The organism is Nocardiopsis sp. NPDC049922 (assembly GCF_040660275.1).
Taxonomy (GTDB): Bacteria; Actinomycetota; Actinomycetes; order Streptosporangiales; family Streptosporangiaceae; genus Nocardiopsis.
The window spans coordinates 229366-252561 of the sequence record NZ_JBFAME010000006.1 but is presented as its reverse complement, the minus strand read 5'-3'; the positions used below and the strand labels follow the sequence as shown (position 1 = coordinate 252561).

Sequence of the window (23196 nt, the reverse complement as noted above, 5' to 3'; positions counted from 1 at the left end):
ATCAGTCATGCTCTGAATTAGGTCATAGATGACCGATTATCGTCAACTGATTATCCATCGGTCTAGGATGGTGGGCATGGCGAACAGGGCTTCTGCGATGGACGAGACGAGGACACGCGCGCGCACCCGCCGGGCGATCCTCGAAGCGGCGGTCGAGGTCCTGGGGGACAACTCCGCGGCGCCGCTGTCGGAGGTGGCCAGAACCGCCGGGGTGGCGCGGAGCACGCTGCAGCGCTACTTCCCCGAGCGCTCCGATCTCACGTGTGCTCTGGGGGAGTACGTCGAGGAGCTGATCAACGAGGCCACCGAGCGGGCGCGCACCACCGACGGCACCGCCATCGAGGCCTTCTCCCGGCTGGTCGCGGAGTACTTCGGGGTGCGCAAGGCGATCCTGGCCGCCTTCGGGGACCAGGACGCCGTACGGGCGCCGGCCGACTACGAGAGCGGGCCCGCCGACCTCGCCCTCTTCGACCTCATCGAACGCGGGCACGAGGACGGCACGATCGATCCCAGGATCACGCCCCTGTGGGCGCAGCAGTTGCTGTGGTCGGGGTTGTACGCCGGGGCGGTCTACGTCGACGTGGCCCGCGTACCGGCCTTCGAGGCGCTCAACATGTGTCTGTTGTCCCTGGTCAAGGCGGTGTCGGACGACAGGCGGGGCTAATCCCACGCCCCGCCGAGCGTGCCCGCGCGGCGGGGCGTGGGATCACAGGTAGAGACCGGTCCCGCGCTCGGGGGACTCGTTGGCCACGGCGTGCACGTCGCGTTCGCGCAGGATGACGTAGCGCTCGCCGTTCAGTTCGACCTCACCCTGGTCCTCGGGGTCGAACAGCACACGGTCGCCGGTCTTGACGTGGCGGGCGCCCGTACCGGCGCCGCAGACCTCACCCCACGCGAGCCTGGTCGCCAGCTTCACCGTGTCCGGGATGACCAGACCGGCGCTGCTGCGCCGCTCGCTCTTGTCCGGGACCGCCCTCACCAACAGGCGATCGTGGAGCATCTGGATTTCAAGCTTTGAATCGGGCACCACTCCAGGGTATTCGGCCCCGGCCGGGAGTACTCCCCGCTCAGGGCCGGGCGATGGCTCAACCCACTCCCGGACTCCGGTAGAGTATTGCCAACGCCGAGCGGGGGAACCGCCCGGCACACCAGGGGCTATGGCGCAGTTGGTAGCGCGCCTCCATGGCATGGAGGAGGTCTGGGGTTCGAATCCCCATAGCTCCACTCGACGCCGAGACGACCCTGCTCGCGCGTGACCGCGCTCGCCGGGTCGTCTCGTCGTTTCTTCTGGGGGGCGACCCCCAGACCCCCGATGCTCCGGAACGACCTTGCTCGGGGGACTTCGTCCGCCTCGCCGGGTCGTTCCGTCGTTTCTTCTGGGGGGCGACCCCCAGACCCCCGGTGTGCCGCTCGGCCTGCGGCCGTCGCGCTTCGCGGCACGGCCCTACGTCGGTGTGGGCGCGGGTCGTATGAGGGCCGCGTGACCGCGCTCGCCGGGTCGTCTCGTCGTTTCTTCTGGGGGGCGACCCCCAGACCCCCGATGTGCCGCTCGGCCTGCGGCCGTCGCGCTTCGCGGCACGGCCCCGCGTCGGTCGCTCGGGCTCATCCCTCGGTCGCGGGGCGGGCGGTCGACGCGCGGATCACGAGGCTCGGCGTGAGGACCTCGTGGCGGTCCTCGGTCCGTCCGGACAGGCGCTCCACCACCATCTCCACCGCCAGACCCCCCATCACCAGGCGGGGCTGGTCCACGCTGGTCAGGCGCGGCCGCACGGTGTCGGCGAGGGCCGTGTTGTCGTACCCCACGACCGACAGCTCCTCCGGGACCGCGATCCCCTCCGCGTGCGCCCGGTCCAGGACCGCGAGGGCGGCCAGGTCGTTGACCGCGAAGACCGCCGTCGGCCGGGCGGCCAACAGCGCCTCGGCGGCGCGCTCTCCTCCGCGCGGGTCGTCACCGATCTCCCGCACCGCCACGCGGCGGTCCAGGCCGAGGGCGCCCATCGCCTCCCCGTACCCCTCCCTGCGGGTGCGCGAGGCGGGGCTTCGGGAACCCGACAGGTGGGCGATCCGCTCGTGGCCCAGCTCCGCCAGATGCCGGACCGCCGCCTCCGCCCCGGCACGGTCGTCGTTGGTCACGGTGTCCACGCCCCCGGTGAACCGTTCGGGCCGACCCACCATCACCACCGGGGCCCGGCGGGCGGCGTCGGCCAACGCGTCCGGCTCCACCCAGGAGCTCACCACCACGACGCCGTCCACGTTGAGCCGCAGCAGCGCGTCCAACTGGTGCGCCAGCCGTGCCCGGTCGCGGCGCCCGTGCGCCATCAGGACGGTGAAACCCCCGGTGTCCGCCGCCTCCTCGACCCCGGCCACGACCTCGGTGTGGTACGGGTTCGCCAGGTCGGTCAGGAGCACTCCGAGGATCATCGTGCGCCCCTGCACCAGGCCGCGGGCGAGGGTGTTGGAGCGGTAGCCCAGCCGTTCGGCGGCCGCCAGGATGCGCGCGCCGGTCGCCTCGCTCACCCCCGCGTCACCGCGCAGCGCCAGGGACACCAATGACTTGGACACCCCCGCCTCAGCGGCCACGTCCACGATGGTGGGCCGTCGTCCGCGCCGGGGCGGTCCGCTTGCGCCTGTGGTCGTCACCCCGCCATTGTGCCGCGTCCGCAGCAGGTTGATCACTCGAATATGGAACGTTCCAGATTCGTTTCCCTCCGAGCCATCCACAGGATCCGCGGAGGCGTCGGCCCGTGCCTAGGGTCACCGGTGAACCGACCCCGACCCGGCAGGAGACCTCCGTGGTTCAACCTCCCCTGGCACTGCGCCGGCGTCCCGACGCCCTGCTCCTGGACTTCGGCGGAGTGGTCTTCCAGACGCGCAAGCACCCCGACGGCCGTGCCGCGGCCGCCCGACACCTGCACGGCGTCCTCGCCCGCGCCGGACACGACGTGGACGTGGAGCTGTTGCGCGGTTCACTCGACGCGGGGTTCGCCGCGCTCAAGGACTGGAAGAACGCGGCCGGACGGCGCCGCGCCCCCGCCGAACTCGACCACCGCACGATCTGGGTGGACTTCCTCGCCTCCGACCTGGACGAACGGGTCCGTGAGGTGCTGGCGGGCGACGCCGCCGGACTCCTGGCCGCCCTGGCCCCGCTGATCTCCGAGCACGAGGTGCGTCCGGGCGTGCGCGCCCTCCTCGCCGCCGCCCGCGACATCGGAGTGCGTGTGGGCATGGTCTCCAACGCCCACTCCGGCCGCTTCCACCGCGAACTCGTGCGCGCCGCCGGACTACAGGACCACTTCGGCGTGCAGGTCTACTCCGACGAGGTCGGCATCCGCAAACCCCACCCGGAGATGATCCGCCTCGCCGCCCGGGCACTCGGGACGACCCCCGAACACTGCTGGTACGTCGGAGACACCCAGGATCGGGACGTGGTCGCCGGACGGCGCGCGGGCGCGGGCGCGGTGGTCCTCACCCGCCACCACCACACCGACACCCCGCCCTACCCCGTCCGGGAACGGGCGGACGCCGTCCTCGACACCCCGGAGGGTCTGGTCGCACCCCTGCGGGCCAGTCGTGCGGGGGTCGGGACCTCCTCCGCGGTGTCCGCCTCCGTGTCCCCCGCCGCCGAGCGCGACCCGCGTCGCCTCCCCGGCGGCCTCCTCCTGGACCAGGGCGGGGTCATCGCCTCGTCCACGCCCACCCCCGACGTCCTGTACGCGTTCGCGGCCAGCGTCGCCGAACGGTTCGCCCGGTCCGGGTACGCGACCACCGCCGACGCCGTCGTCTCCCTGGTCCGCACCGGGCATGAGCGCTACCGGGCCTGGAAGGCCGGACACCCGGTCACGGGGCCCATCCCCGAGATCACCCAGCGGGAGTTCTGGCGCGACATGGTCGGTCGCGAACTGCCCGACCACGCCCGCGCGCTGCTCCTGGCCGAGTCGGCCCAGCTCACCCTGGAGTACGCGCGGTCCAAGAGTCACGCCGTCATGCGTCCGGGCGTGCGCGAGGTCCTGGAGTTCTGCGCCGACCGCGCGGTCCCGGTCGCGATCGTGTCCAACACCGTGTGCGGTCGGGCCGCGCGGGAGGAACTCGACCGCTTCGGCATCGCCCACCTCGTCGGCGCGCACGTGTACTCCGACGAACTCGGCCGCCGCAAGCCCGACCCCGCGACCGTCCACGCCGCCGTCACCGCTCTGGGCGTGGCCCCGGCCGACTGCTGGTTCGTCGGCGACAAGCCCTGGCGGGACACCGCGGTGGCCCTCGCCGCAGGGGTCGCCGGCGCGGTGATCGTGCGCGGCGGATCGGCCACCGACGACGAGATCGACGCCGCGCTCGCCGGACCGTCCGACCAGCGTCCCACCCACGTCATCGACGAGATGGACGACCTCCTCGGCCTCTGGGCCGACGACCCCCTGCCCCTCACCCCCTCCGGCACCTGAAAGGCGCACCATGGCCGAGTCCCCCCGCACCGCCGCGAGCCCCGACGTCCGGGACCGCTTCAGTCCCCCCACGCTCAACCCCGGCCAGAAGCTCATGGTCTTCGTGCTCTCGATGACGCTCTTCGGGCTCGCGAACATCGTCACCGAGGTCATCCCCGAGATCCAGGTCGGCCCCGTCGAGCTGGGGGTGTCCTACCTGGCCTTCGTCCCCGTGCTCATGGTCGCCCTCTTCCACCCGCTGTACGCGGCGCTGGGCGCACCCCTCGGCGAGATCGTCTTCGCCGACCTCCTCATGGGCGACTTCTCCGGGATCGGGGAGCTGGAGGGCTACCTCCAGATGTTCCTGGCCCTCTACATCGCGGGCTGCCTGGTCCGCGACCCCGGTCGGAGGTGGCAGCTCGCGCTGGCCGGTGTGGTCACTGTCGTCGTGGACAAGCTGCTCTCCGCCACCGTGGACGTCGCCAAGGTGTGGGCCGGTGTCGCGGAGGCGGACTCCGTGCCCGGGCTGCCCGAGTCCGTCGTCGTCCTGGAGAGTGTCGATTTCGTGGTCGCGCTCCTCATCAGCGGCATCCTCTTCGGCGCTCTGCCCGCCATGGCCCTCGGCCCCCGGCTGCACGGACGGATCGAACCGCTGCTCGGCCTGGCGCCGCGCGACCCCCGGCACCGGATCCCGCTGGCGGAGCGCGGCACCGGTGCGTTCCTGCTGCTCGCCGTCGTTCTGTCCTTCGTGGCGATGATCGCCGCGTTCACCAACGAGATCATGGACAACTTCGGTGTGTGGGAGCCCGACTTCGTCGAACGGTACGGCGCCCGGTTCCTGTGGGTCGGCGCGTCGGCCGCGCTGATCGTGCTCGTGGGACTGGTCGTCACGGTTCGGTTCGTCGTGCACTCGCGCAGGGAGCGTGCCGCCCAGGACCACGGCCCCCGGGAGCCGCGGTCGTGACCTCCACCGAAGCCGTGACCGCACCGGGCCCCGGCGACCCGTCCGCCCCCGCGGTGGAGGTGCGCGACCTCACGTTCCGCTACCCGGGAGCCGACCGCGACACCCTGCGCGGGGTGGATCTGCGGATCGAACGCGGCGACTTCACCGCCGTGGTCGGCGGCAACGGGTCCGGCAAGACCACCCTGTGCAAGTCGTTCAACGGACTGGTCCCGCACTACTGGTCGGGGATCTTCGAAGGGCGGGTCAGGGTCCTGGGCCGCGACACCCGGGAGTCGTCCGTCGCCGCCCTGTCCCACATCGTCGGCTACATCTACCAGGACTTCGGCAACCAGCTGGTGCGACCCACCGTGCGCGACGAGGTCGCCTTCGGCCCGGTGAACTTCGGTCTTGCGGACCATCGCGAGCGCACCGACGAGGCCATGGAGCTGCTCGGCGTCGCCCACCTCGCCGACCGGTTCACCTGGCAGCTCTCCGGAGGCCAGCAGCACCTGGTCGCCCTGGCCAGCGTGATGGCGATGCGCCCGGGAGTGGTCGTCGTGGACGAACCGGTCGCCGAACTCGACCCGGCCCGGGCGGAGGGGATCTACCAGGCCCTCGGCGAACTCAACCGCCGCCTCGGCACCACGGTCGTGGTGATCGAGCACCACGCCGAGTACGTGGCGCGGTACGCCCGCTCGGTCGTGCTCATGTCCGACGGCGCGCCCGTCTGGCACCTGCCGACCCGGGAGGCGATGGACCGCGTGGAGGAGTTGGACCGCCACGGCATCCCCGCACCCCAGGTGGTGCGGGTGGCGCGCGGACTCGATCCGGCCGCACCGACTCCGCTGACCGTGGCGGAGGCCGTCGACCAGCTGCGCGGCCACATCCCGGACGCGCGTCCCCCGGCCCGGGACGCGGCGCGCGTTTCGGCTCCCGGGGAGACGGTCGCGGAACTGGCCGAGGTGCGGTTCGGCTACCGCGAGGTCGGCGGGGGACTGCGCGTCGTCCTGGACGGTCTCGACCTCACCCTGCGCGACGGGGAGCGCGTCGCCCTCGTCGGCGGCAACGGCGCGGGCAAATCCACGCTGTTGCGCCTGCTCACCGGACTGAAGGTGCCGCGAGAGGGGAGCGTACGGGTCGGCGGGACCGACACCCGCACCGTGCGCCCGAGCGTTCTGGCGGACCGGGTGTGCCTCCTGTACCAGCGCCCCGAACGGATGTTCCTCAAGGACAGCGTGTACGAGGACGTGGCCATGTTCCCGAGGGGACGCGGCCTGGCCGACGCCGACGCCCTGGTCGCCGCGGTCCTCGACCGGGTCGGGCTGGCCGACCTCGCCCAGCGGGACGGCCGTCTGCTCTCCGGCGGCCAGCAGCGCCGGGCGACCCTGGCGATCGGGCTGGCGACGCGTCCGTCCCTGCTCCTGCTGGACGAGCCCACGTCGAGTCTGGACACCGCCAGCCGCGAAGCGGTCGTCGCCATGCTGGACGCGCTCGCCGACACCATCCGCTGCACGGTCGTGGCCACCCATGACATGCACCTGGTCGCCGAGTGGGCCGGGCGGGTCCTCGTCCTCGACGGCGGTCGTGTGGTGGCCGACACCACCCCGGCGGCGCTGTTCGCGGACAGCGCTCTCATGGACGCGGTGGGTCTGGTGGCGCCCCAGGTCACACGGCTGGGCCTGGCCCTGGGGATGCGGCCGCCGCCGTTGTCGGCGCCCGAGCTGCTCGACCGGCTGGGCGGCGCACCGGTGGAGGAGGCGGGCGAACGTGCGTAGGGAACGCGACCGGCTCTCGGTGGAATGGGTCAAACTCGAACTGCTGCGGACCGCCTACGCCACCCGGGGCGGGCTGCTGGCCGGACGGGACCCCTGGGTGGTGATCGGCTGGTATCTGCTGCTGGCCGTGGTGCCGTGGTTCACGCACAACGTCACGGTGCTCGTCGGGCTGTTCGCGGTGTGCGCGGCGGCCGTCGTGCTCAGCCGGGTCGGGCCGCTGATCCTGGGCCTGTTCCTCGTCGGGTTCGCCCTGGAGAGCCTCTACGTCCTGTTCGCGGCGTGGCTCTTCGGGGGCGACATGAGCACCGTGCTCGCCCTGGTCGAGATCACCCTCAAGCTGGCGACCGTGAGCCTGGCCAGCATGGCGGCGTTCGTCTCGCTCGACCCGGAGAAGCTCTCCGACGCCCTGCTGAGCCTGCACGCTCCAGGCATGGTGAGCTTCGGGGTCAGCTACGGCTACCGGATGCTGCCCGTGCTGATGGAGGAGTTCCACACCGTCGTCGACGGCTACCGGCTGCGCGCGGCGCCGCTGCCCTCCAGGGGGTTCCTCGGCTGGCGGGTGGTCGTGCGGACGGCCACCACGCTCGTCGCCGCGTTCTACCCCCTCATGCTGAACACGGCCAAGCGGACGCGCACCACCGTCGAAGCCCTGGACGCCCGCGGCTTCACCTACGCGGCGGAGCATCCCGCCGGGCGGGACATCCGCCTCGCCCACCTGCGGGCGGACCGGTGGGACGCGGTGTTGATCGGGGTCACCCTCGCCCTGGTGATCGCCTGCTTCGCCGTCGGCCGGGCCTTCCCCCTCCTGAGCACGGCAGCCTAGGCGGGGGCCGTGGCGCCGTCGGGTGGAACGCCCCACCCGGCGGCGCCCGGCGCCGCCGGGCTCAGACGGCCCTGGGCGTCGCACGCATCCCGACGTAGACGCACGGCGTCCCGTCGGTCAGGTGCGAGAACACCACCGGGACGGCGTCCGGGCCGAACGAACCCCCGGTCGCCGCGAACACCGTGTCCGTCACGGGGACCAGCTCGCCCTCCAGCGGCGGGGAGAGATCCTTCATACCGTCGACGAACTCGTACCGGATCCGCGCGCCGTCGCCGTGTCGGAGGACCGTGGTGACCACGCCCTCACGCAGATAGGTGCCGACCAGGGGCGAGACGTCCACCGACGGCGGGTGGACCGGCGGGCCGAACGGCTCGGGCATCCGTACGTCGGCCAGGTCGGCCAGCAACTCGCCGAACAGGTCGTGGTAGAGCCCGTTGACCCCGCCACCGTTGGCGAGCAGGACGACGGCCACGCCCGCGTGCGGCACGACCCGCAGGAACGAGTGCTGGGCGACCGCGCTGCCGTCGTGGCCGAACCCGGCGACGCCGTTCCAGTCGTAGAGCGTCCAGCCCAGGCCCCACGCGTCGGCGGACACGGTCCACTTGTCGGGGCTGTCGACCACCCGGTTCCGCATCGCGGAGACCGCGTCCTCCGAGAGCACCCGTGTGCCGTCGGGTGCGACACCGCCCTCCAGGTGCATGCGGGCGAGACGTGCGACGTCGCCCGCGGCGACGATGACGCGGCCGTACGGTCCGGCCGAGCGCGGCATCAGGTCCCACGCGGGGGCGGGGCTCGGGCGCTGGCCGGGCTCGCCCAGGTGACCCATCGCCGCACGGAACCGCAGCGCCTCCTCGGGCAGGGTCATCGAGCGCTCCAGCCCGAGCGGGGCGAAGAGCAGTTCCGACAGCGCCTGGTCCCAGGTCATGCCGGTCACGACCTCGATCACCCGGCCCAGGACGGCGTAACCGACGCTGCTGTAGGACAGGGCCGTTCCGGGCGGGCAGTCCAGCGCGACGTCGGCGGCCGCGCGGACGTACCGCGCCAGGCAGTCGTCGCCTCGCCCGGAATCGTAGGTGAAATCGCAGGTCAGACCGCTGGTGTGGCTGAGCAGTCGGCGAATCGTGATCGCCTCGGTGGCGGCGGGATCCGGTGTGGCGAAGTCCGGCAGGATCTCGACGACGGCCGTGTCCAGGTTCAGCCGACCCTCGTCGACCAGTCGCATCACCACCGTCGCGGTGTAGACCTTCGCCAACGATCCGGACAGGAAGACGGAGTCGGTCGTCGCCTCGACACCGGTGCCGCCGTGCAGCACGCCGCTCGCGAGTTCGTGGATCTCTCCGTCCGCGAGGACGGCCAGGGACGCGCCGGGAACGAGGTGTTGCTCACGAAGGGCGTCGAGGCGGTTCTGCCAGTGGGCGTGGTCGAAGTGCATGGTGGTCCTTCGTCGTTGAGGGGTACACGGCCGTGCGGGCCGCCGATCGGGGGCGTGCCGTCAGGGCCTGCGGTCACCGCGCAGGGTCGCCAGCCGCTCCCGCCATTCGGCGGCCAGCGCGGGCATCCGTTCGCCGAGGAACTCGGTGAACTCCACCAGCTCCTCCATCCGGGCCCGGCGCTCGGCGGACTCGCCGCTCATCGCCTCCAGGCCGCGGCGGGCCAGCGCTCCGAGGGCGTCGTACTCGGCGGGGTCGTCGATCAGGCGCAGCCAGATCTGCGGGTCGAGCCGCACGCGATCGACGCGCTCTCCGGCGGCTCGCGACCGCTGGACCCAGGACCAGTCCTCCAGGGTGCTGATCGCGCTCGTGACCGCGGTGCGGCTGGCGTGCAGGGCCTCGCTCAGTTCGGCGATGGTCTGCTGCGCCGGATCGCACAGCAGCAGCCAGCCGACCACCCGTCCGGTCATCGGCGGCATGCCGTACTGCCGTGCGAAGTGGCGGCCGGTCTCGTCGGCGAGGGAGAGTTCCCAGTCATCGGTCATGTCCGCAGAATAATGAGATGACCGAGATAACGCAAATAAGTGTCATCTCAGGCATGTCCGGGTCGACGCTCCGGTCAGTCCACCCCTCCCCGTCCGGTAGACTCTTCACCGTTGCTTCACCAGGGGCTATGGCGCAGTTGGTAGCGCGCCTCCATGGCATGGAGGAGGTCTGGGGTTCGAATCCCCATAGCTCCACGGACTCAGGACGACCCTGCTCGGGGGCCTTCGGCCGCCTCGCCGGGTCGTCCGTCGTGTTTACCGGGGGGAGACCCCCCGAACCCCCCGAGGTGACCCCCCGTGGTCGAGGCCGCGCTGATCGGCGGGGCGTTCTCTCACGACGCGGGGCTGCGCCCCGTGGGTTGTCGTTGGCTTGGGTAGGGCCTGCGGGGTCGGTTGCTTCGCAACCTTCCCCGCGGGCCTTCGTCTTTCGGGGCGACCCCCGGTGTGCCGCTCGGCCTCGTCGGCCCTTCCGTGCCCTACTTCGCCGCGCCCCGGTAGACGAGCGCGCGCAGGAGCGCGTCCACCGGCCCCCGTCGGCCGGTGCGGTCCATCCACGCCGCGACGCCGACGGCGAGCAGCCACACCGCGAACGCCGTGCACAGCGCGCCGAAGGAACCCACCCGCGCGCCCAACCCGCCCAGGTCCGGATGCAGGATCACGGCCACCAGCACCGAATTGGCCAGGTAGAAGGTCAGCGACCGCTGCCCGACGGCGGCGACGGCCCGGACGACCGGCCCCCGTCGACCGCCCAGCCGGAGCCCGAGCAGACCGAACACCGCCGCGTACCCCGCCCCGCCGAAGACACCGGTGAGCACCTGGAGCGCGAGCAGCAGTCCGGTGGAGACCGCGCCCGGGGACAGGACGCCCACGGTGACCAGGGCGGCGGGCGACGCGCCCAGCACGGAGACCGTGGTCCCGACCACGGCGACACGGGTCAGCAGCACCCGGTGCGCCGCGGGGTCGTCCAGGAGTCTGCGGCGACCGGCCCAGAAGCCGAGCACCACGAGCAGCAGCAGCGGGTAGGCGAACGCGATGAACAACGGGGTGAACGGCACCCCGAACAGTCGGTCCGCCCAATCGCCCGCCGTGGTGTAACCCGGCAGCCCCCACCGCGCGGCCTCCTCGTCCCGCTCGCCGGACGCGACCCCGAGCATGCCCACGGTCACCGTCAGGACGTAGACCGGGGCCAGGATCGCGACCGCGCGGGTGATCGCGCGGTCGGAGCGGAACAGCAGCCAGCCCAGGACGAGCCCGGCCAGGCCGTAGGAGGCCAGGATCTCCCCGGGGAAGACCAGGAACGCGTGCACCGAGCCGAACAGGAGGAGGTACAGGCTGCGCCGCCGCGTCAGCCGCCGCGCCTCGCGCTCGCCCATCCCGGCGTTGAGTTGGCGGGCGACGAGCCAGCCCATGCCGTAGCCGTAGAGGATCGCGAACATCGGGAACGCGCGGTTGTCCAGGACGAGCACGGTCAGGAACCGCGACGCGTCGTCCAGGAACGAGGACTCCTCGGCCGCGGCGCCGAAGGACACCCCCGCGTAGACCCCGGCATAGGCCATGGCGATCAGCGACAGCATCGCCCCCCGTGCCAGGTCGGGTGCGAGTTCGCGCTCGGCCGCGGGGGTGGTGCCGCCGGTCGCCGTCGGTGTGGGTCGGGACATCGTGTCGCCCTTCGTGTCGTTCACGGTTCGGCCCGACCCTAGGATCCGTCGAGGTCAGACTCTGTCCTGGACTCCGGGGCGGGTGGACCGGCCAACCGAGGAACCGGGGCGTCGCCGCGCGCGTCCAAACAGACAAATCCCCATACTCGACACATTCGGGGTGCTATGCGCAGTCTGTGGAACCTGATCCCCCTTCCCGCCTTCCTCCGTCGCGACGAACCGGTCGCGTCCGTCCCCTGTCCCCGCTGCGCACCCGCCACCTCCGCTCCAAACGTTCCCCGGCCCGCGGGCCGGCCGTTCACCGCCGCCGAGTGGGACCGGGTGGTCCGGAGCGCGGTGATCGACAAGATCGACGACGTCCTGAGCGAGAGCTACACCCTCCTCGCCGGCCACACCCTGGGCGAGCCCGCCGACTCCCCGGACCTGGCGCGGATCCGCCGCATCCGCACGGCCCTGGCCGCGCTCGCCGAGGACCTGGGGCCGCGCGCGCGTACGGCGCGGCCGGGTGAGCGCGACTGGATCGAGTCCGAACTCCTGCCGACGGTGCTGAGCGCGGAGACCGAGATCGGCCGCCTGTTCGCCGGGCTGCGCTGAGCGCGTCCCGACCCGGAGCTTCGCGGGACGCCGGGCGACGGGGCCTGTGGACAACGCTCCGGCTGTCGCCCGCGGCCGGTACTGTCGATCCGTGGCAGATCTTCCCGACGTTCCCAACCTGCTCGACGCGGCCGTCGACGCCCTGGGCGGCAGCCCCCGCGAGGGCCAGTCGACCATGGCCGCCGCCGTCGCCGAGGCGGTCGACCGGCGCGAGCACCTCGTGGTCCAGGCCGGAACCGGCACCGGCAAGTCCCTGGCCTACCTCGTGCCCGCGATCAGGCACGCGATGGCCTCGGAGACCACCGTCGTCGTCTCCACCGCCACCATCGCGCTCCAGAACCAGCTCATCGACCGCGACCTGCCACGCCTGGCCGCCGCGCTCGCGCCGCTGCTGCCGCGCGAGCCCACCTTCGCGGTGCTCAAGGGGCGCCGCAACTACCTCTGCCGCAACCGCCTCAACGCCGCCGACGACGAGGCCGAGGACGCCGAGCTCTTCGACCCCCGCCAGCTCTCCTCGCTCGGTCGTCAGGTCGCCCGTCTGCACGAGTGGGCCGAGGACACCGTCACCGGCGACCGCGACGAACTCGTCCCCGGCGTCAGCGACCTCGCCTGGCGCCAGGTGTCGGTGGGCGGCAACGAGTGCGTCGGCGCCCGGGTCTGCGCCTTCGGCCAGGAGTGCTTCGCCGAGTTCGCCCGTGAGGCCGCCCAGGGCGTGGACGTCGTGGTCACCAACCACGCCATGCTCGCCATCGACATGACCCAGGGCGGCCACATCCTGCCCGAGCACGACACGATCATGATCGACGAGGCGCACGAGCTCGTCGACCGGGCCACCTCCGTGGCCACCGAGAGCCTCACCGAGCGCGCCGTCAGCACCGCCGCCAAGCGCGCCGGACGCCTCGTCGAACCCGGGATCGGCGAGCGTCTCGCCGAGTGCGCCGACGGCCTCGGACTGATGCTCGCCGACGCGCCCGACGGCCGTCTCGACCACATCGACGACGGCCTCGGGGGCGCCGTCGCCGCCGTCCGCGACGCCGCGTCCGCCTGTGTCAACGCCATCGGCCCCTCCTCCGGCGAGCTCGACCCCGACACCGCCTCCGACCGCCGCCTGGCCCTGTCCGCCCTCGGGGAGGTCCACGACGCCGCCGTGAGCGTCCTGGAGTCCTTCGAGCCCGCCCTGCGCGACCGCACCGACGTCGTCTGGCTCACCCGGAGCCCGTCCCGGCCGCCCTCCCTCAACGTGGCCCCGCTCGGGGTGGGCGGGCTGCTCCGCGAGAAGCTCTTCGGCGACCGCACGGTCGTGCTCACCTCGGCCACGCTCACCCTCGGCGGATCCTTCGCCGCCCTGGCCCGCCAGTGGGGCCTGGGCCGCGAGGCCACCGAGGAGGCCGCCGAACGCGCCGCCGCCGGGAGGACCGAGCCCGCACCGGACCAGGCCCCCGACCCCGACGACGACGGACCGCACCGCGCCGCCGGAGAGCCCCGCTGGCGCGCCCTCGACGTCGGCTCGCCCTTCGACCACGCGCGCAGCGGCATCCTCTACGTGGCCACCCACCTGCCACCGCCGGGCCGGGACGGTCTGGCCGACGCCTACCTGGACGAGATCGCCGAGCTGATCGAGGCCGCCGACGGTCGCGCGCTCGGCCTGTTCTCCTCCATGCGCGCCGCGCAGAGGGCCGCCGAGGAGCTGCGCGAACGCCTGGACCACCCGATCCTGTGCCAGGGGGAGGACTCCACCGGCCAGCTGGTCCGCCGGTTCGCCGAGGAGGAGAGGGCCTGCCTGTTCGGCACCCTGTCGCTGTGGCAGGGCGTCGACGTGCCCGGACCCTCGCTGCAACTGGTGATCGTCGACCGGATCCCGTTCCCCCGCCCCGACGACCCGCTGGCCTCGGCCCGCCAGCGTTCGGTCGCCGCGCACGGCGGCAACGGGTTCCTCTCGGTGGCCGCCACGCACGCCGCGCTGCTGCTCGCCCAGGGCACCGGTCGCCTTCTGCGCTCCACCGACGACCGCGGCGTCATCGCCGTGCTCGACCCGCGACTGGCCACCGCGCGCTACGGGGGGTTCCTGCGCGCGTCGCTGCCGCCGTACTGGGGGACCACCGATCCCACGGTGGCCAGGTCGGCGCTGCGCCGACTGTCCGGGACGACGGAGGCGGCGCCCGCGGCGGGCTGACCCCGTCCGGGGCGGGGGTCACGGAGGAGGGGGCCGTTCGGGTGCGGTCGGGGGTCCACGGGCGAGTCACCGCGCCGGCGGCCGTCCGAAGACGGCACGGCGGGTGTCGGTCAGTGGGCGGCGCTGCGGCCGGAGGGGAGACGGCCCACCCGTCGCGGGTGGTGCCCCGGGGGCGGCGGGGGAGACCGGCGGGCGGGGGCACGGCCTACCGGCGGTCCCGGAAGCCGAAGAGGCGGATCGCGTAGCCGGGGGAGTCGTCCTCGGGCTCCTGGATGTACCAGCGGTCGTCGTGCTCGCCGACCAGGAGTTCGTTCCACATCATGTCGATGAGCTTGAGCCGGGACACCACCGAGGCCCCGGGGTCCAGCACGATCGAGTAGGTCTGGTCGGTGAGCCGCTGCGTCACCATTCCCACGGACTGGCCGTCCCAGATCGCGGGGACGGGGGCGTGGCCGACCTCCACCCCGCACAGGCGCAGCTGCTCGACCTCCTCGTCCAGCGCCTCGGCGGCCAGGGCGCCGTCCAGCCGGAGCGCGTCCTCGAGTTCGTCGCGGTCCTCGTCAGCGCGCAGGTAGGCGTGGTAGGTGCGGTAGCCGCACGGGCGGCACTTGCGCCAGACGACGCAGCGGGCCACGCCGTAGGCCGACTGGGCCTCGCCCACGCTCTGGTAGTCGCTCACCTCGCGGATCATGCCGCACTCGCAACACAAGGCAGTGAGATCCTGCTTCATCAGAGTCCCCCCTCCCAGGCGAGTATGCGATGGATGACGCCCGTTAGGGAACCCGTTCGGCGAGGAAGTCGCGGCAAGGTGTCGTCATCAATGCCCAAAATGACCAGGTCGGGGGTTTCGACCGGACCCGGGTCGGAAGGTCGTCGTGTCCGATCTCATTCGTCCAGGGAGAGCCCGCGCTTGTTGCGGGCGCTCCAGTCCCGCATCCGCTGCGGGTATCCGACGATCTGGACGTCGTAGGCGGGGGTCGCCAGCCGCCCGGCCACCTTGCGGATCACGTCGGGTGAGCCGCACCGGCGGCGGATCCACTCACCGTCGGTGGCCACCGCCACGGCCGTGGTCTGGGTGGCGAAGGTCTCGGGTTCGACGAAGAACTCCACCCCGACCCGGCTCTTGGCGAACTCGATCAACGCCTTGATGTCATCGTCCTCGGCGGCCCGGTCGAAACGGGCCTTTCCCTTGCGGTTGGCCTTGCGCAGTCCGAAGCGGTCTCGCCATCCCATCGGCGCTCATGTCCTCACGTGTCCAGCGGGCGGATCGGCCCCGGTGTCCCGCCCGGAGCCAGGGGACATCGCGGCTCGGCCCGATTCTAGTCCCGCGACCGACCACCGGTGGGGCGCGGATACCCCGGAGCGCACCGGTTTCACGCGTTTTCCGGACAGGGGTGTCACCACGCTGCTACTTTCTGTTCGCACACGGCGTGATAGGGGGAGTCATGATGCCGATGTGGTCATGGGCGGGGGAGGCCGCGCGTCACCTGCGGGCGGTCGGCCAGGTCGACCTCGCCGAGGCGGTCACGAGCCTGCCGCAGCTGTGCGAGTCGGGGGAGGCGGTCCGGGTCGAGGCCGTCGCCCGCTCGGCCCTGCGCACGGCCCGACGACTGGTCTCGGAGTCGGGCGGCGACCGCGCCGAGGTCCCGGGGGTGCTCGGCCCGCCGACCCTGCTCTACCTCGCGCACTGGCCCCTGGCGGTGCGGGTGGGCGCCCTCGCGGAGGGGCGGCGCGCCCTGGAGCAGGCCACGGCGGCGGCCGACGGCGTGCCCGATCCGCGCGCGCACGGACCGCTGCCGGTCTCCGCACTGGAGACGCTCGTACGCTGCCACGCCAACATCGACGCGGACGGCACCACCGCCGAGCGCGGCGAACTGCTCTCCTCCCGGCGCCTGGCCGGATGGGAGCAGTCGCCCGCCTGGCCCTCCTTCTGCCTGGCCCGGGCCCAGCTGCTCATCGACGAGGGGAGGCCCGACCGCGCCGAGGCCGATCTGCGCCGCTACGAGCACACCGCCACCGGGCCCGCCCTGCTCGGCGCGGAGGGCGTGTTCACCCTCGTCCGCGCCCTACGCCACCAGGACAAGCACACCGACGCCCTGGAGGCGCTGGACCGGTTGGAGGCCGAGATCGCGCTGGCGCCGGACACCCACGGCGGACGCCGCGTCACCCTGCGCCGCCTGGCCCGCTTCGAACGCGCGCGGCTGCTGTCCTGGCTGGCCCGCCTGGGCCTGTACCCGTCCCGCGACGCCATCGTGCCCCTGCCCACCGTGGAGGAGGCAGAGGCGCACCCGAGCCTGCGGCCCGCCTGGGTGGAGGCCGTGGAGAACCTCGTGTGCCAGGGCGCGGTCCGCAACGACTGGCGGCTGGGCGTGCGCGTCACCACCTGGTCGCGCTACTTCGAGCGGGTCGGGGCGCCGCGCCGGGGCGCCGAACTGGCCCTGGCCGCCGCACGGCTGGCCGCGGGCCGGGGCGCGCACTGGGTGGCCACCTGCTCGACCCGGCGCGCCGAGCGCCTCATCGGGGAGTTGCGCGCCACCGAGGAGATCACCGGCGACCTCGACGAGGTCCGCACCATGGTCGCGGCCATGCCCCCGGTCCAGCCCCTGGCGCCCGCCGACCGGATCCTGGAGTACCTGCGCGCCCAGCCCGCCGAGCAGGTCGACCCCGAACAGCAGGCCGAACAGGTCAACGCGGCGCTGGCGGCCGTTCCACACGACACCCCGCTGCTGTCCGCGCTGGGACAGGTGGGCCGCACTCTCATGCTCTCCGACGCGGCCACCGAACCGCAGTGGCGCCACGTCCGGGCGCGCCCCGGCGACCAGCGGGCGGCCCTGTCACTGCTGGAGACGCTGATGCACGACAACGACACCGCCGGGGTGCGCGACCTGGTCCGCACCCTCGCGGCGGGCACGCCGCACGCGGACGACTACCGGACCGCCCCGGAGGTCGGGGCCGCGGCGGCCAGCGTGCGGCCCGCAGGGTAGGCCAGCGCCGCGGCGGGCAGCCTGGCGGGGCGCCCGCTGGCGAGCACGGTCACCCGCCCCCGCCGATCGCCGGGCGGTACGTCGCCGATCCGGCGCAGCGTCTGCGCGGCCACCGCGCCGGCCGCGGTGAACGTGCGCACCGCCGGTCCCAGCGCGGCCGTGACGCGCTCGTCCACGAGGTCGTAGTGCGTGCAGCCCAGGACCACCCCGCGCACGTCGTCGGGGGTGCGCTCGGCCGCGTGGGCCACGGCCTCGTCGATCAGGCGCGGGTCGGCCGACTCCACCGCCTCGGCCAGACCCACGCAGGCCACCGGGGTGGCCTCGACGTCGGCGGCGAAGGTCTCGATGAGTCGGCGCTGGTAGGCGCTGTGGGTGGTGGCGGTCGTCGACCAGACGGCGATCGGCCCCCCGGCCGCCGCCGCGGGCTTGATCGGCGGAACCGTCCCGATCACCGGGACGTGCGGCTCGAACTCGGCGCGCAGGTCGGCCAGCCCGTGCACGGAGGCGGTGTTGCACGGCACGACCACCGCGTCCAGACCCTCCTCACCCGCGGTCTCGCGGGCCGCGCGCGCCCCCGCCAGTGCGCGCCCGATCACCTGCGCGGGCGTGCGGGGGCCCCACGGCATGTGGTCGGGGTCCATGGACAGCACGAGGTCGGCGTCCGGCCTGGCCGCGTGCAGGGCGGCCGCGGTGGACAGCATCCCGATGCCGGAGTCTACGAGAGCGATGCGCACGGCAGCCGATTCTAGTCGCGACCGTGCCGCGGACCGCCCCCGCGTGGCCCATGCCACACTCGGGCGGTGCGCGCACTCCGCGCAGGTCGGCGGTTTCCGTCGGCGACACGTTCGGAAATGGGGTGGCACCGAAGCATTACTCGTAGGTAGAACTGAGGGCATCGACCCGATCCCCGCGCGCGGGCCCGGGTCGGGACGACACCGTGCGGCACGCGCCGAGACCGGAAGCGGGAACATGGCGACTCGACAGCAGGGGACGGACAGGGCCACCGGGGAACGGTCGGGGCTGGCGGCGCACATCGCGGCGGTTCAGCGCCTGCGTCGCGAGTACCGGGCACTGCCCGCGGACGCCCCCGTGCGACTGGCCAAGCCCACCTCCAACCTCTTCCGCTTCCGGGAACCGACCACCGCCCCACCGCTGGACGTGTCGGCCTTCTCCGGCGTCCTCTCGATCGACCCGGTGGAACGCCTGGCCGACGTCGGCGGGATGACCACCTACGAGGACCTCGTCGCCGCGACCCTCCCGCACGGGCTGATGCCGCTGGTCGTCCCGCAGCTGCGCACCATCACCCTCGGCGGCGCCGTCACCGGCCTCGGCATCGAGTCCTCCTCCTTCCGCAACGGACTCCCGCACGAGTCGGTCCAGGAGATGGAGATCCTCACCGGCGGCGGCGACGTCGTCACCGCCACCCGCGACAACGAGCACGCCGACCTGTTCCACGGCTTCCCCAACTCCTACGGCACCCTCGGCTACGGCCTGCGCCTGCGCGTCGAACTGGAGCCCGTCTCCCCCTACGTGCACCTGCGCCACCTGCGGTTCCACGACGCGGCCGAGGCCATGGACGCCCTCGCGCGGATCTGCGCCGACGCCGAACACGACGGCCAGCCCGTCGACTTCGTGGACGGCGTCGCCTTCGGCCCCGACGAGCTCTACCTCTCCCTGGCCCGCTTCACCGACCAGGCGCCCTGGGCCAGCGACTACACCGGCACCGACATCTACTACCGGTCCATCCAGCGCCACGCGGGCCACGGCCCCGGCGACTACCTCACCATCCACGACTACCTGTGGCGGTGGGACACCGACTGGTTCTGGTGCTCGCGCGCCTTCGGCACCCAGCACCCCCTCGTCCGGCCGCTGTGGCCGCGCTCCCTCAAGCGCTCCGACGTCTACCGCGGGCTCGTCGCCTGGGACCGGCGCACCGACTTCTCCCGCCTGCTCAACCACTACCGGGGGAGGCGTCCCCAGGAGCCGCTCATCCAGGACGTCGAGGTCGGAGTGGAGCGCGGCGCGGAGTTCCTGGAGTTCTTCCACGCCGAGATCGGCATGACCCCCGTGTGGATGTGCCCCCTGCGGCTGCGCGAACCCCGGCCGGCCGGGGCGGGCGAGGGCGATCACGTCTGGCCGCTCTACCCCCTCGACAACGACCGGCTCTACGTGAACTTCGGCTTCTGGGGGCTGGTCGACATGAAGCCCCGCCAGCGCCGCGCCCACCACAACCGCCTGGTGGAGGAGGAGGTCGCGCGGCTCGGCGGCCACAAGTCGCTGTACTCGGACTCCTTCTACCCCGAGGACGAGTTCTGGCGCCTCTACAACGGTCCCGCCTACTCCCGTCTCAAGGAGTCCTACGACCCCGGAGGACGGTTGCTCGACCTGTACGCCAAGTGCGTACGCAACCGCTGACACCGCACACACCGGGCGGTCCCCTCCAGGGGCGCGCCCGGGAGAGGGAGGACGAGAACATGCGGCTTGCCGAGATCTTCGAGCGGGTCGTCGGCCCCGACGCGCCCATCCGCTTCACCGCCTACGACGGCAGTTCCGCCGGGGCCCCCGACTCCGACGTCGCCCTCCACGTGCGCACGCCGGTCGCCGTCAACTACCTGGCCCAGTCGCCGAACGCGGTCGGCCTCACCCGCGCCTACGTCTCCGGCCATCTGGACGTCGAGGGCGACATGTACACCGTCCTGCGGCGCATGTCCGACTTCGTCCTCGCCGAGGGGGTCAACCTGTCGCTCGGCGACCTGGCCGCCGTCGTCCGGTCGGTCGGCTGGGTCAAGTTCGTCAACCGCGTGGCCCCGCCGCCGCAGGAGATGCGCCGGGGCAGGCTCGCGGGCCTGGGCTGGCGGCACTCCAAGAGCCGCGACGCCGAGGTCATCCACCACCACTACGACGTGTCCAACGACTTCTACGAACTCGTGCTGGGCCCGTCCATGACCTACACCTGCGCCGTCTTCGACGACGAGGACGGCGCGCTGGACCGTGTCGGGCGTTTCGACGGCGCTCTGGAGAGCGCCCAGTTCCGCAAGTACGAGCTGGTGTCCCGCAAACTCGGCCTGGAGCGGGGCATGCGCCTGCTCGACGTCGGCTGCGGATGGGGCGGCATGGTCATGCACGCCGCCCGCGAGTACGGGGTCAAGGTGCTGGGCGTCACCCTGTCCAAGGAGCAGGCCGACTGGGCGGCCAAGCGGATCGCCCAGGAGGGTCTGTCGGAGCTGGCCGAGGTCCGGCACATGGACTACCGGGACGTGCCCGACGCCAGCTACGACCGGATCAGCTCGATCGGGCTGACCGAGCACGTCGGCGCGCGCAACCTGGACGCCTACTTCGCGTCGCTGCACGCCAAGCTCGTCCCCGGCGGGCGTCTGCTCAACCACTGCATCACCCGGCCGCGCAACGACCTCAAGGCCCTGGACCCCAAGGGCGTCATCAACCGGTACGTGTTCCCCGACGGCGAGCTGGAGGGGCCGGGCGTCATCCAGACCGCGATGAACGACGCCGGGTTCGAGATCCGCCACCAGGAGAACCTGCGCGAGCACTACGCGCTCACCCTCCGCCACTGGGGCGCCAACCTCGAACGGAACTGGGGCGAGGCCGTCGCGCTGGTCGGCGAGGGGACCGCCCGTGTCTGGCGCCTGTACATGGCCGGATGCGTGCTCGGCTTCGAGCGCGACGTCGTCCAGCTGCACCAGATCCTCGGCGTCCGACTGGACGGCACCGACGCCCACATGCCACTGCGTCCCGCGTTCTGACCGCTCCGGACGTCCCCTCCTGTTCGCCGGGAGGGGACACCGGCCCGTCAGGCGCCCGCGGCCGATCGGGTGACGGCATGATGGAAGCCGTCACACCGGCCCGACGCACCGTGAAGGGACCAGCCAGTGTCCTCCGACGAGAACGCGCCCCAGAGCGACGAGTCGCCCGCGCCCGACCTGCCCGACCACGTCAAGCACACCGCGATCGCGCTCGTGGGCGCCTACGCCGACCGCAACCGTGACGAACTGGAGGAGGCGGTCCCCGGGGCGGCCGAGGACGTCGACGACGTCCTGTCGGAACTCAAGGTCATCGCCGCCTTCCTGAGCCGCCGCGTCCAGCAGACCGGTGTGGTGTGGAAGCCCGCCGACTCGCGTGAGGCCGTCGCCCGAACGGTCGCCGAGATGCTCCCGCCCGAGCTGGAGTTCGCCGTGAGCACCACCTGGGAGGCGCACTCCGTGGGCGAGGAGGAGGCCGCCGAGCGGATCTCCCAGGGCGACCCCATGGTCTTCGTGCACATGCTCGCCGCGTTCAGCGCCGCCATCGGGCTGGCCGTGTACCGGCGGCCCGAGCTGGTGTCCACGCTTCGCCAGGTGACCGGGCTCGCCGACGACTGACGGTGGTCGGGTCTACCCGCCGCGCCACCGTCTCCTCACGACTCAGCCACAAGGGCGCGTTGTTTACTTCACATGGGGAGCTTCATTACGTAGGTTTCCTACCATCCCCCAGGGGACCCTCGAATGGAACGGGAGGCGCGCCGATGGCACGCAGACGGATCCACACTCACGTTCACCTCCCCGCCGCCGCCCTGGTCCTGGCCCTCACCGCGACCGCCTGCGGCGCCGGCACGGGCGGTGACTCCGCGACCGACCCCCTGGTCGTCTGGATCATGGAGGGCACCAACCCCGACGAGACCGCCTACTTCGAGGCGGCCAACACGGTGTTCACGGAGCGGACGGGCGTCGAGGTCGAGGTCGAGTTCGTGCCGTGGAGCGACGCGCAGAACAAGATCTCCACGGCCATCGCCGGAGGCACGGTGCCCGACGTGGTCGAGCTCGGCACCACCTTCATCCCCGAGTTCGCCGACTCCGGCGCCCTGTACGACCTGTCGGACCACATCGACGACCCCTACGTGTACACCCAGAGCATGCTCCGCATGGGCCGGATCGACGACCGGATCCACGGCGTGCCCTGGTACGCGGCCATCCGCGCCATCGTCTACCGCGCCGACCTCTTCGAGGAGCACGGCCAGGAGGTCCCGCAGGACTGGGCCGAGCTGCGTGAGACCGCCATCGCGCTCTCCGAGGCGGAGGAGGACATGATCGCCTTCCCCGTCCCGGGCGACGCCCAGTACTCGGTCATGCCGTGGATCTGGGGCGGCGGCGGTGAGCTCGCGGTGCAGCGGCCCGACGGCACGTGGGTGTCGGAGATCGACAGCGAGGGCGGTCGCGCCGGGATGTCCTTCTTCACCGGCCTCGCCCTGGAGGACGGGGTGTCCACCACGGGCGCGGTGAACTGGAACGAGATCGACGTCATGGAGGCCCTGGCCGAGGAGCGCGCCGTCATGGCGCTCTCCGGCAGCGCCAACCCCAAGGCGATCCTGGAGTCCAACCCCGACCTGGAGGGTCGCCTCGGCGCCTTCCCGATCCCGGGCAGGGAGGGCGGCTACACCGACTCCTTCGCGGGCGGCTCCCTGCTGTCCGTGTTCGCGGGGACCGGTCAGGAGGAGACGGCGTGGGAGTACGTCGCCCACCTGACCGGAGACGAGTTCTCCATCCGCTGGTCGGAGGAGACCGGGTTCTTCCCGGGGCGCGCGACCGCGGTGAGCGCCTTCGCCGAGTCCGAGGACCCGCTGGTGCGGCCGTTCGCCGTCCAGCTCGAGGCGGCCAGCCGCAGCACCCCCGTCACCCCGGCCTGGGGGCGGGTGGAGGCCGAGAAGGTCATCGTCGCCATGCAGCAGGACATCCTCAACGGTGACGCCACCGTGGAGGAGGCCACCGCGCACGCGGCCGACCAGATCGAACGCATCCTCAACGGGGACTGAACGTGGGCACACCGGTCGAACTCAGCGGGGCGCGGCGGGGGACCGAGCCGGTC

At 72.6% G+C, this 23196-nt stretch carries 20 protein-coding genes and 2 tRNA genes; 14 read left to right on the top strand and 8 right to left on the bottom strand.

Translation table 11 applies throughout. The annotated features are described in order from the left end of the window. Window positions 1–76 precede the first annotated feature (76 nt). A complete protein-coding gene (locus tag AB0I72_RS13990) occupies window positions 77–664 on the top strand; it encodes a TetR family transcriptional regulator (RefSeq protein ID WP_358567259.1) in 588 nt (195 codons plus the stop codon). 42 nt (window positions 665–706) lie between these two features. Here AB0I72_RS13990 and AB0I72_RS13985 read toward each other — a convergent pair whose 3' ends face one another. Further along, window positions 707–1000: a co-chaperone GroES gene (locus AB0I72_RS13985; RefSeq protein ID WP_017597826.1), complete on the bottom strand. Its 294-nt coding sequence runs from the start codon at window positions 998–1000 to the stop codon at window positions 707–709. Window positions 1001–1151: 151 nt separating this feature from the next. Here AB0I72_RS13985 and AB0I72_RS13980 point away from each other — a divergent pair. Then, window positions 1152–1224: transfer RNA gene (locus AB0I72_RS13980), tRNA-Ala, on the top strand. Between the two features lie 378 nt (window positions 1225–1602). Here the strand turns inward: AB0I72_RS13980 and AB0I72_RS13975 are convergent. Further along, window positions 1603–2580 (bottom strand): LacI family DNA-binding transcriptional regulator, encoded by a 978-nt coding sequence (locus AB0I72_RS13975; protein ID WP_358567256.1) that lies wholly within the window; start codon window positions 2578–2580, stop codon window positions 1603–1605. 212 nt (window positions 2581–2792) lie between these two features. Here AB0I72_RS13975 and AB0I72_RS13970 point away from each other — a divergent pair, with 212 nt between their 5' ends. Genes AB0I72_RS13970 through AB0I72_RS13955 form a run of 4 tightly spaced genes read left to right on the top strand, consistent with a single transcriptional unit; the run spans window position 2793 to window position 7956 of the window. Further along, on the top strand, window positions 2793–4436 hold the full coding sequence (locus AB0I72_RS13970) for an HAD family hydrolase (protein ID WP_358567254.1): 1644 nt from the start codon (window positions 2793–2795) through the stop codon (window positions 4434–4436). A gap of 10 nt (window positions 4437–4446) precedes the next feature. After that, complete coding sequence (locus tag AB0I72_RS13965) at window positions 4447–5379, top strand: cell division protein FtsQ (RefSeq protein ID WP_358567251.1); 933 nt, start codon at window positions 4447–4449, stop codon at window positions 5377–5379. Continuing rightward, on the top strand, window positions 5376–7133 hold the full coding sequence (locus AB0I72_RS13960; protein WP_358567249.1) for an ATP-binding cassette domain-containing protein: 1758 nt from the start codon (window positions 5376–5378) through the stop codon (window positions 7131–7133). Before AB0I72_RS13965 ends, AB0I72_RS13960 begins: the two co-directional genes overlap by 4 nt. Beyond that, a complete protein-coding gene (locus AB0I72_RS13955; protein ID WP_358567247.1) occupies window positions 7126–7956 on the top strand; it encodes an energy-coupling factor transporter transmembrane component T in 831 nt (276 codons plus the stop codon). The genes AB0I72_RS13960 and AB0I72_RS13955 overlap by 8 nt, the downstream gene beginning before the upstream one ends. A 61-nt stretch (window positions 7957–8017) precedes the next feature. Here AB0I72_RS13955 and AB0I72_RS13950 read toward each other — a convergent pair whose 3' ends face one another. Beyond that, window positions 8018–9388: a serine hydrolase domain-containing protein gene (locus AB0I72_RS13950; RefSeq protein ID WP_358567244.1), complete on the bottom strand. Its 1371-nt coding sequence runs from the start codon at window positions 9386–9388 to the stop codon at window positions 8018–8020. A 60-nt stretch (window positions 9389–9448) separates the two neighbouring features. Beyond that, on the bottom strand, window positions 9449–9931 hold the full coding sequence (locus AB0I72_RS13945; protein WP_358567241.1) for a hypothetical protein: 483 nt from the start codon (window positions 9929–9931) through the stop codon (window positions 9449–9451). Between the two features lie 122 nt (window positions 9932–10053). Here AB0I72_RS13945 and AB0I72_RS13940 point away from each other — a divergent pair. After that, window positions 10054–10126, top strand: a tRNA-Ala gene (locus AB0I72_RS13940). A gap of 281 nt (window positions 10127–10407) precedes the next feature. On the opposite strand, the gene AB0I72_RS13935 is transcribed toward AB0I72_RS13940, so the two are convergent. Beyond that, a complete protein-coding gene (locus tag AB0I72_RS13935; protein ID WP_358567239.1) occupies window positions 10408–11613 on the bottom strand; it encodes a DUF418 domain-containing protein in 1206 nt (401 codons plus the stop codon). 141 nt (window positions 11614–11754) lie between these two features. On the opposite strand from AB0I72_RS13935, the gene AB0I72_RS13930 reads away from it, so the two are divergent. Beyond that, window positions 11755–12183: a hypothetical protein gene (locus tag AB0I72_RS13930; RefSeq protein WP_358567236.1), complete on the top strand. Its 429-nt coding sequence runs from the start codon at window positions 11755–11757 to the stop codon at window positions 12181–12183. A 91-nt stretch (window positions 12184–12274) separates the two neighbouring features. Then, window positions 12275–14356, top strand: coding sequence for an ATP-dependent DNA helicase (locus tag AB0I72_RS13925; RefSeq protein ID WP_358567233.1), 2082 nt, complete (start codon window positions 12275–12277; stop codon window positions 14354–14356). Window positions 14357–14561: 205 nt separating this feature from the next. Here the strand turns inward: AB0I72_RS13925 and AB0I72_RS13920 are convergent, their stop codons facing one another. Together AB0I72_RS13920 and AB0I72_RS13915 are read right to left on the bottom strand one after the other, a co-directional pair. After that, a complete protein-coding gene (locus tag AB0I72_RS13920) occupies window positions 14562–15086 on the bottom strand; it encodes a DUF6315 family protein (RefSeq protein WP_358567230.1) in 525 nt (174 codons plus the stop codon). Window positions 15087–15241: 155 nt separating this feature from the next. Further along, entirely contained in the window at window positions 15242–15589 is a 348-nt protein-coding gene (locus tag AB0I72_RS13915; RefSeq protein ID WP_358567227.1) for a hypothetical protein, read from the bottom strand. A gap of 215 nt (window positions 15590–15804) precedes the next feature. Here AB0I72_RS13915 and AB0I72_RS13910 point away from each other — a divergent pair, with 215 nt between their 5' ends. Further along, window positions 15805–17340, top strand: coding sequence for a hypothetical protein (locus tag AB0I72_RS13910; RefSeq protein WP_358567224.1), 1536 nt, complete (start codon window positions 15805–15807; stop codon window positions 17338–17340). Here AB0I72_RS13910 and AB0I72_RS13905 read toward each other — a convergent pair. Next, the gene (locus tag AB0I72_RS13905) at window positions 17283–18074 is read right to left on the bottom strand and encodes an aspartate/glutamate racemase family protein (RefSeq protein ID WP_358567221.1); all 792 of its coding nucleotides are present in this window, start codon (window positions 18072–18074) and stop codon (window positions 17283–17285) included. The two genes, AB0I72_RS13910 and AB0I72_RS13905, sit on opposite strands and share 58 nt — an antisense overlap. A gap of 235 nt (window positions 18075–18309) precedes the next feature. On the opposite strand from AB0I72_RS13905, the gene AB0I72_RS13900 reads away from it, so the two are divergent. The 4 genes from AB0I72_RS13900 (at window position 18310) to AB0I72_RS13885 (ending at window position 23143) form a co-directional block, all read left to right on the top strand. Next, complete coding sequence (locus AB0I72_RS13900) at window positions 18310–19755, top strand: FAD-binding oxidoreductase (protein ID WP_358567218.1); 1446 nt, start codon at window positions 18310–18312, stop codon at window positions 19753–19755. Window positions 19756–19814: 59 nt separating this feature from the next. Further along, window positions 19815–21101, top strand: coding sequence for a cyclopropane-fatty-acyl-phospholipid synthase family protein (locus tag AB0I72_RS13895; RefSeq protein WP_358567215.1), 1287 nt, complete (start codon window positions 19815–19817; stop codon window positions 21099–21101). A gap of 126 nt (window positions 21102–21227) precedes the next feature. Then, window positions 21228–21716, top strand: coding sequence for a hypothetical protein (locus tag AB0I72_RS13890; RefSeq protein WP_358567212.1), 489 nt, complete (start codon window positions 21228–21230; stop codon window positions 21714–21716). Between the two features lie 143 nt (window positions 21717–21859). After that, window positions 21860–23143 (top strand): sugar ABC transporter substrate-binding protein, encoded by a 1284-nt coding sequence (locus AB0I72_RS13885; RefSeq protein WP_358567209.1) that lies wholly within the window; start codon window positions 21860–21862, stop codon window positions 23141–23143. Window positions 23144–23196: the final 53 nt, after the last annotated feature.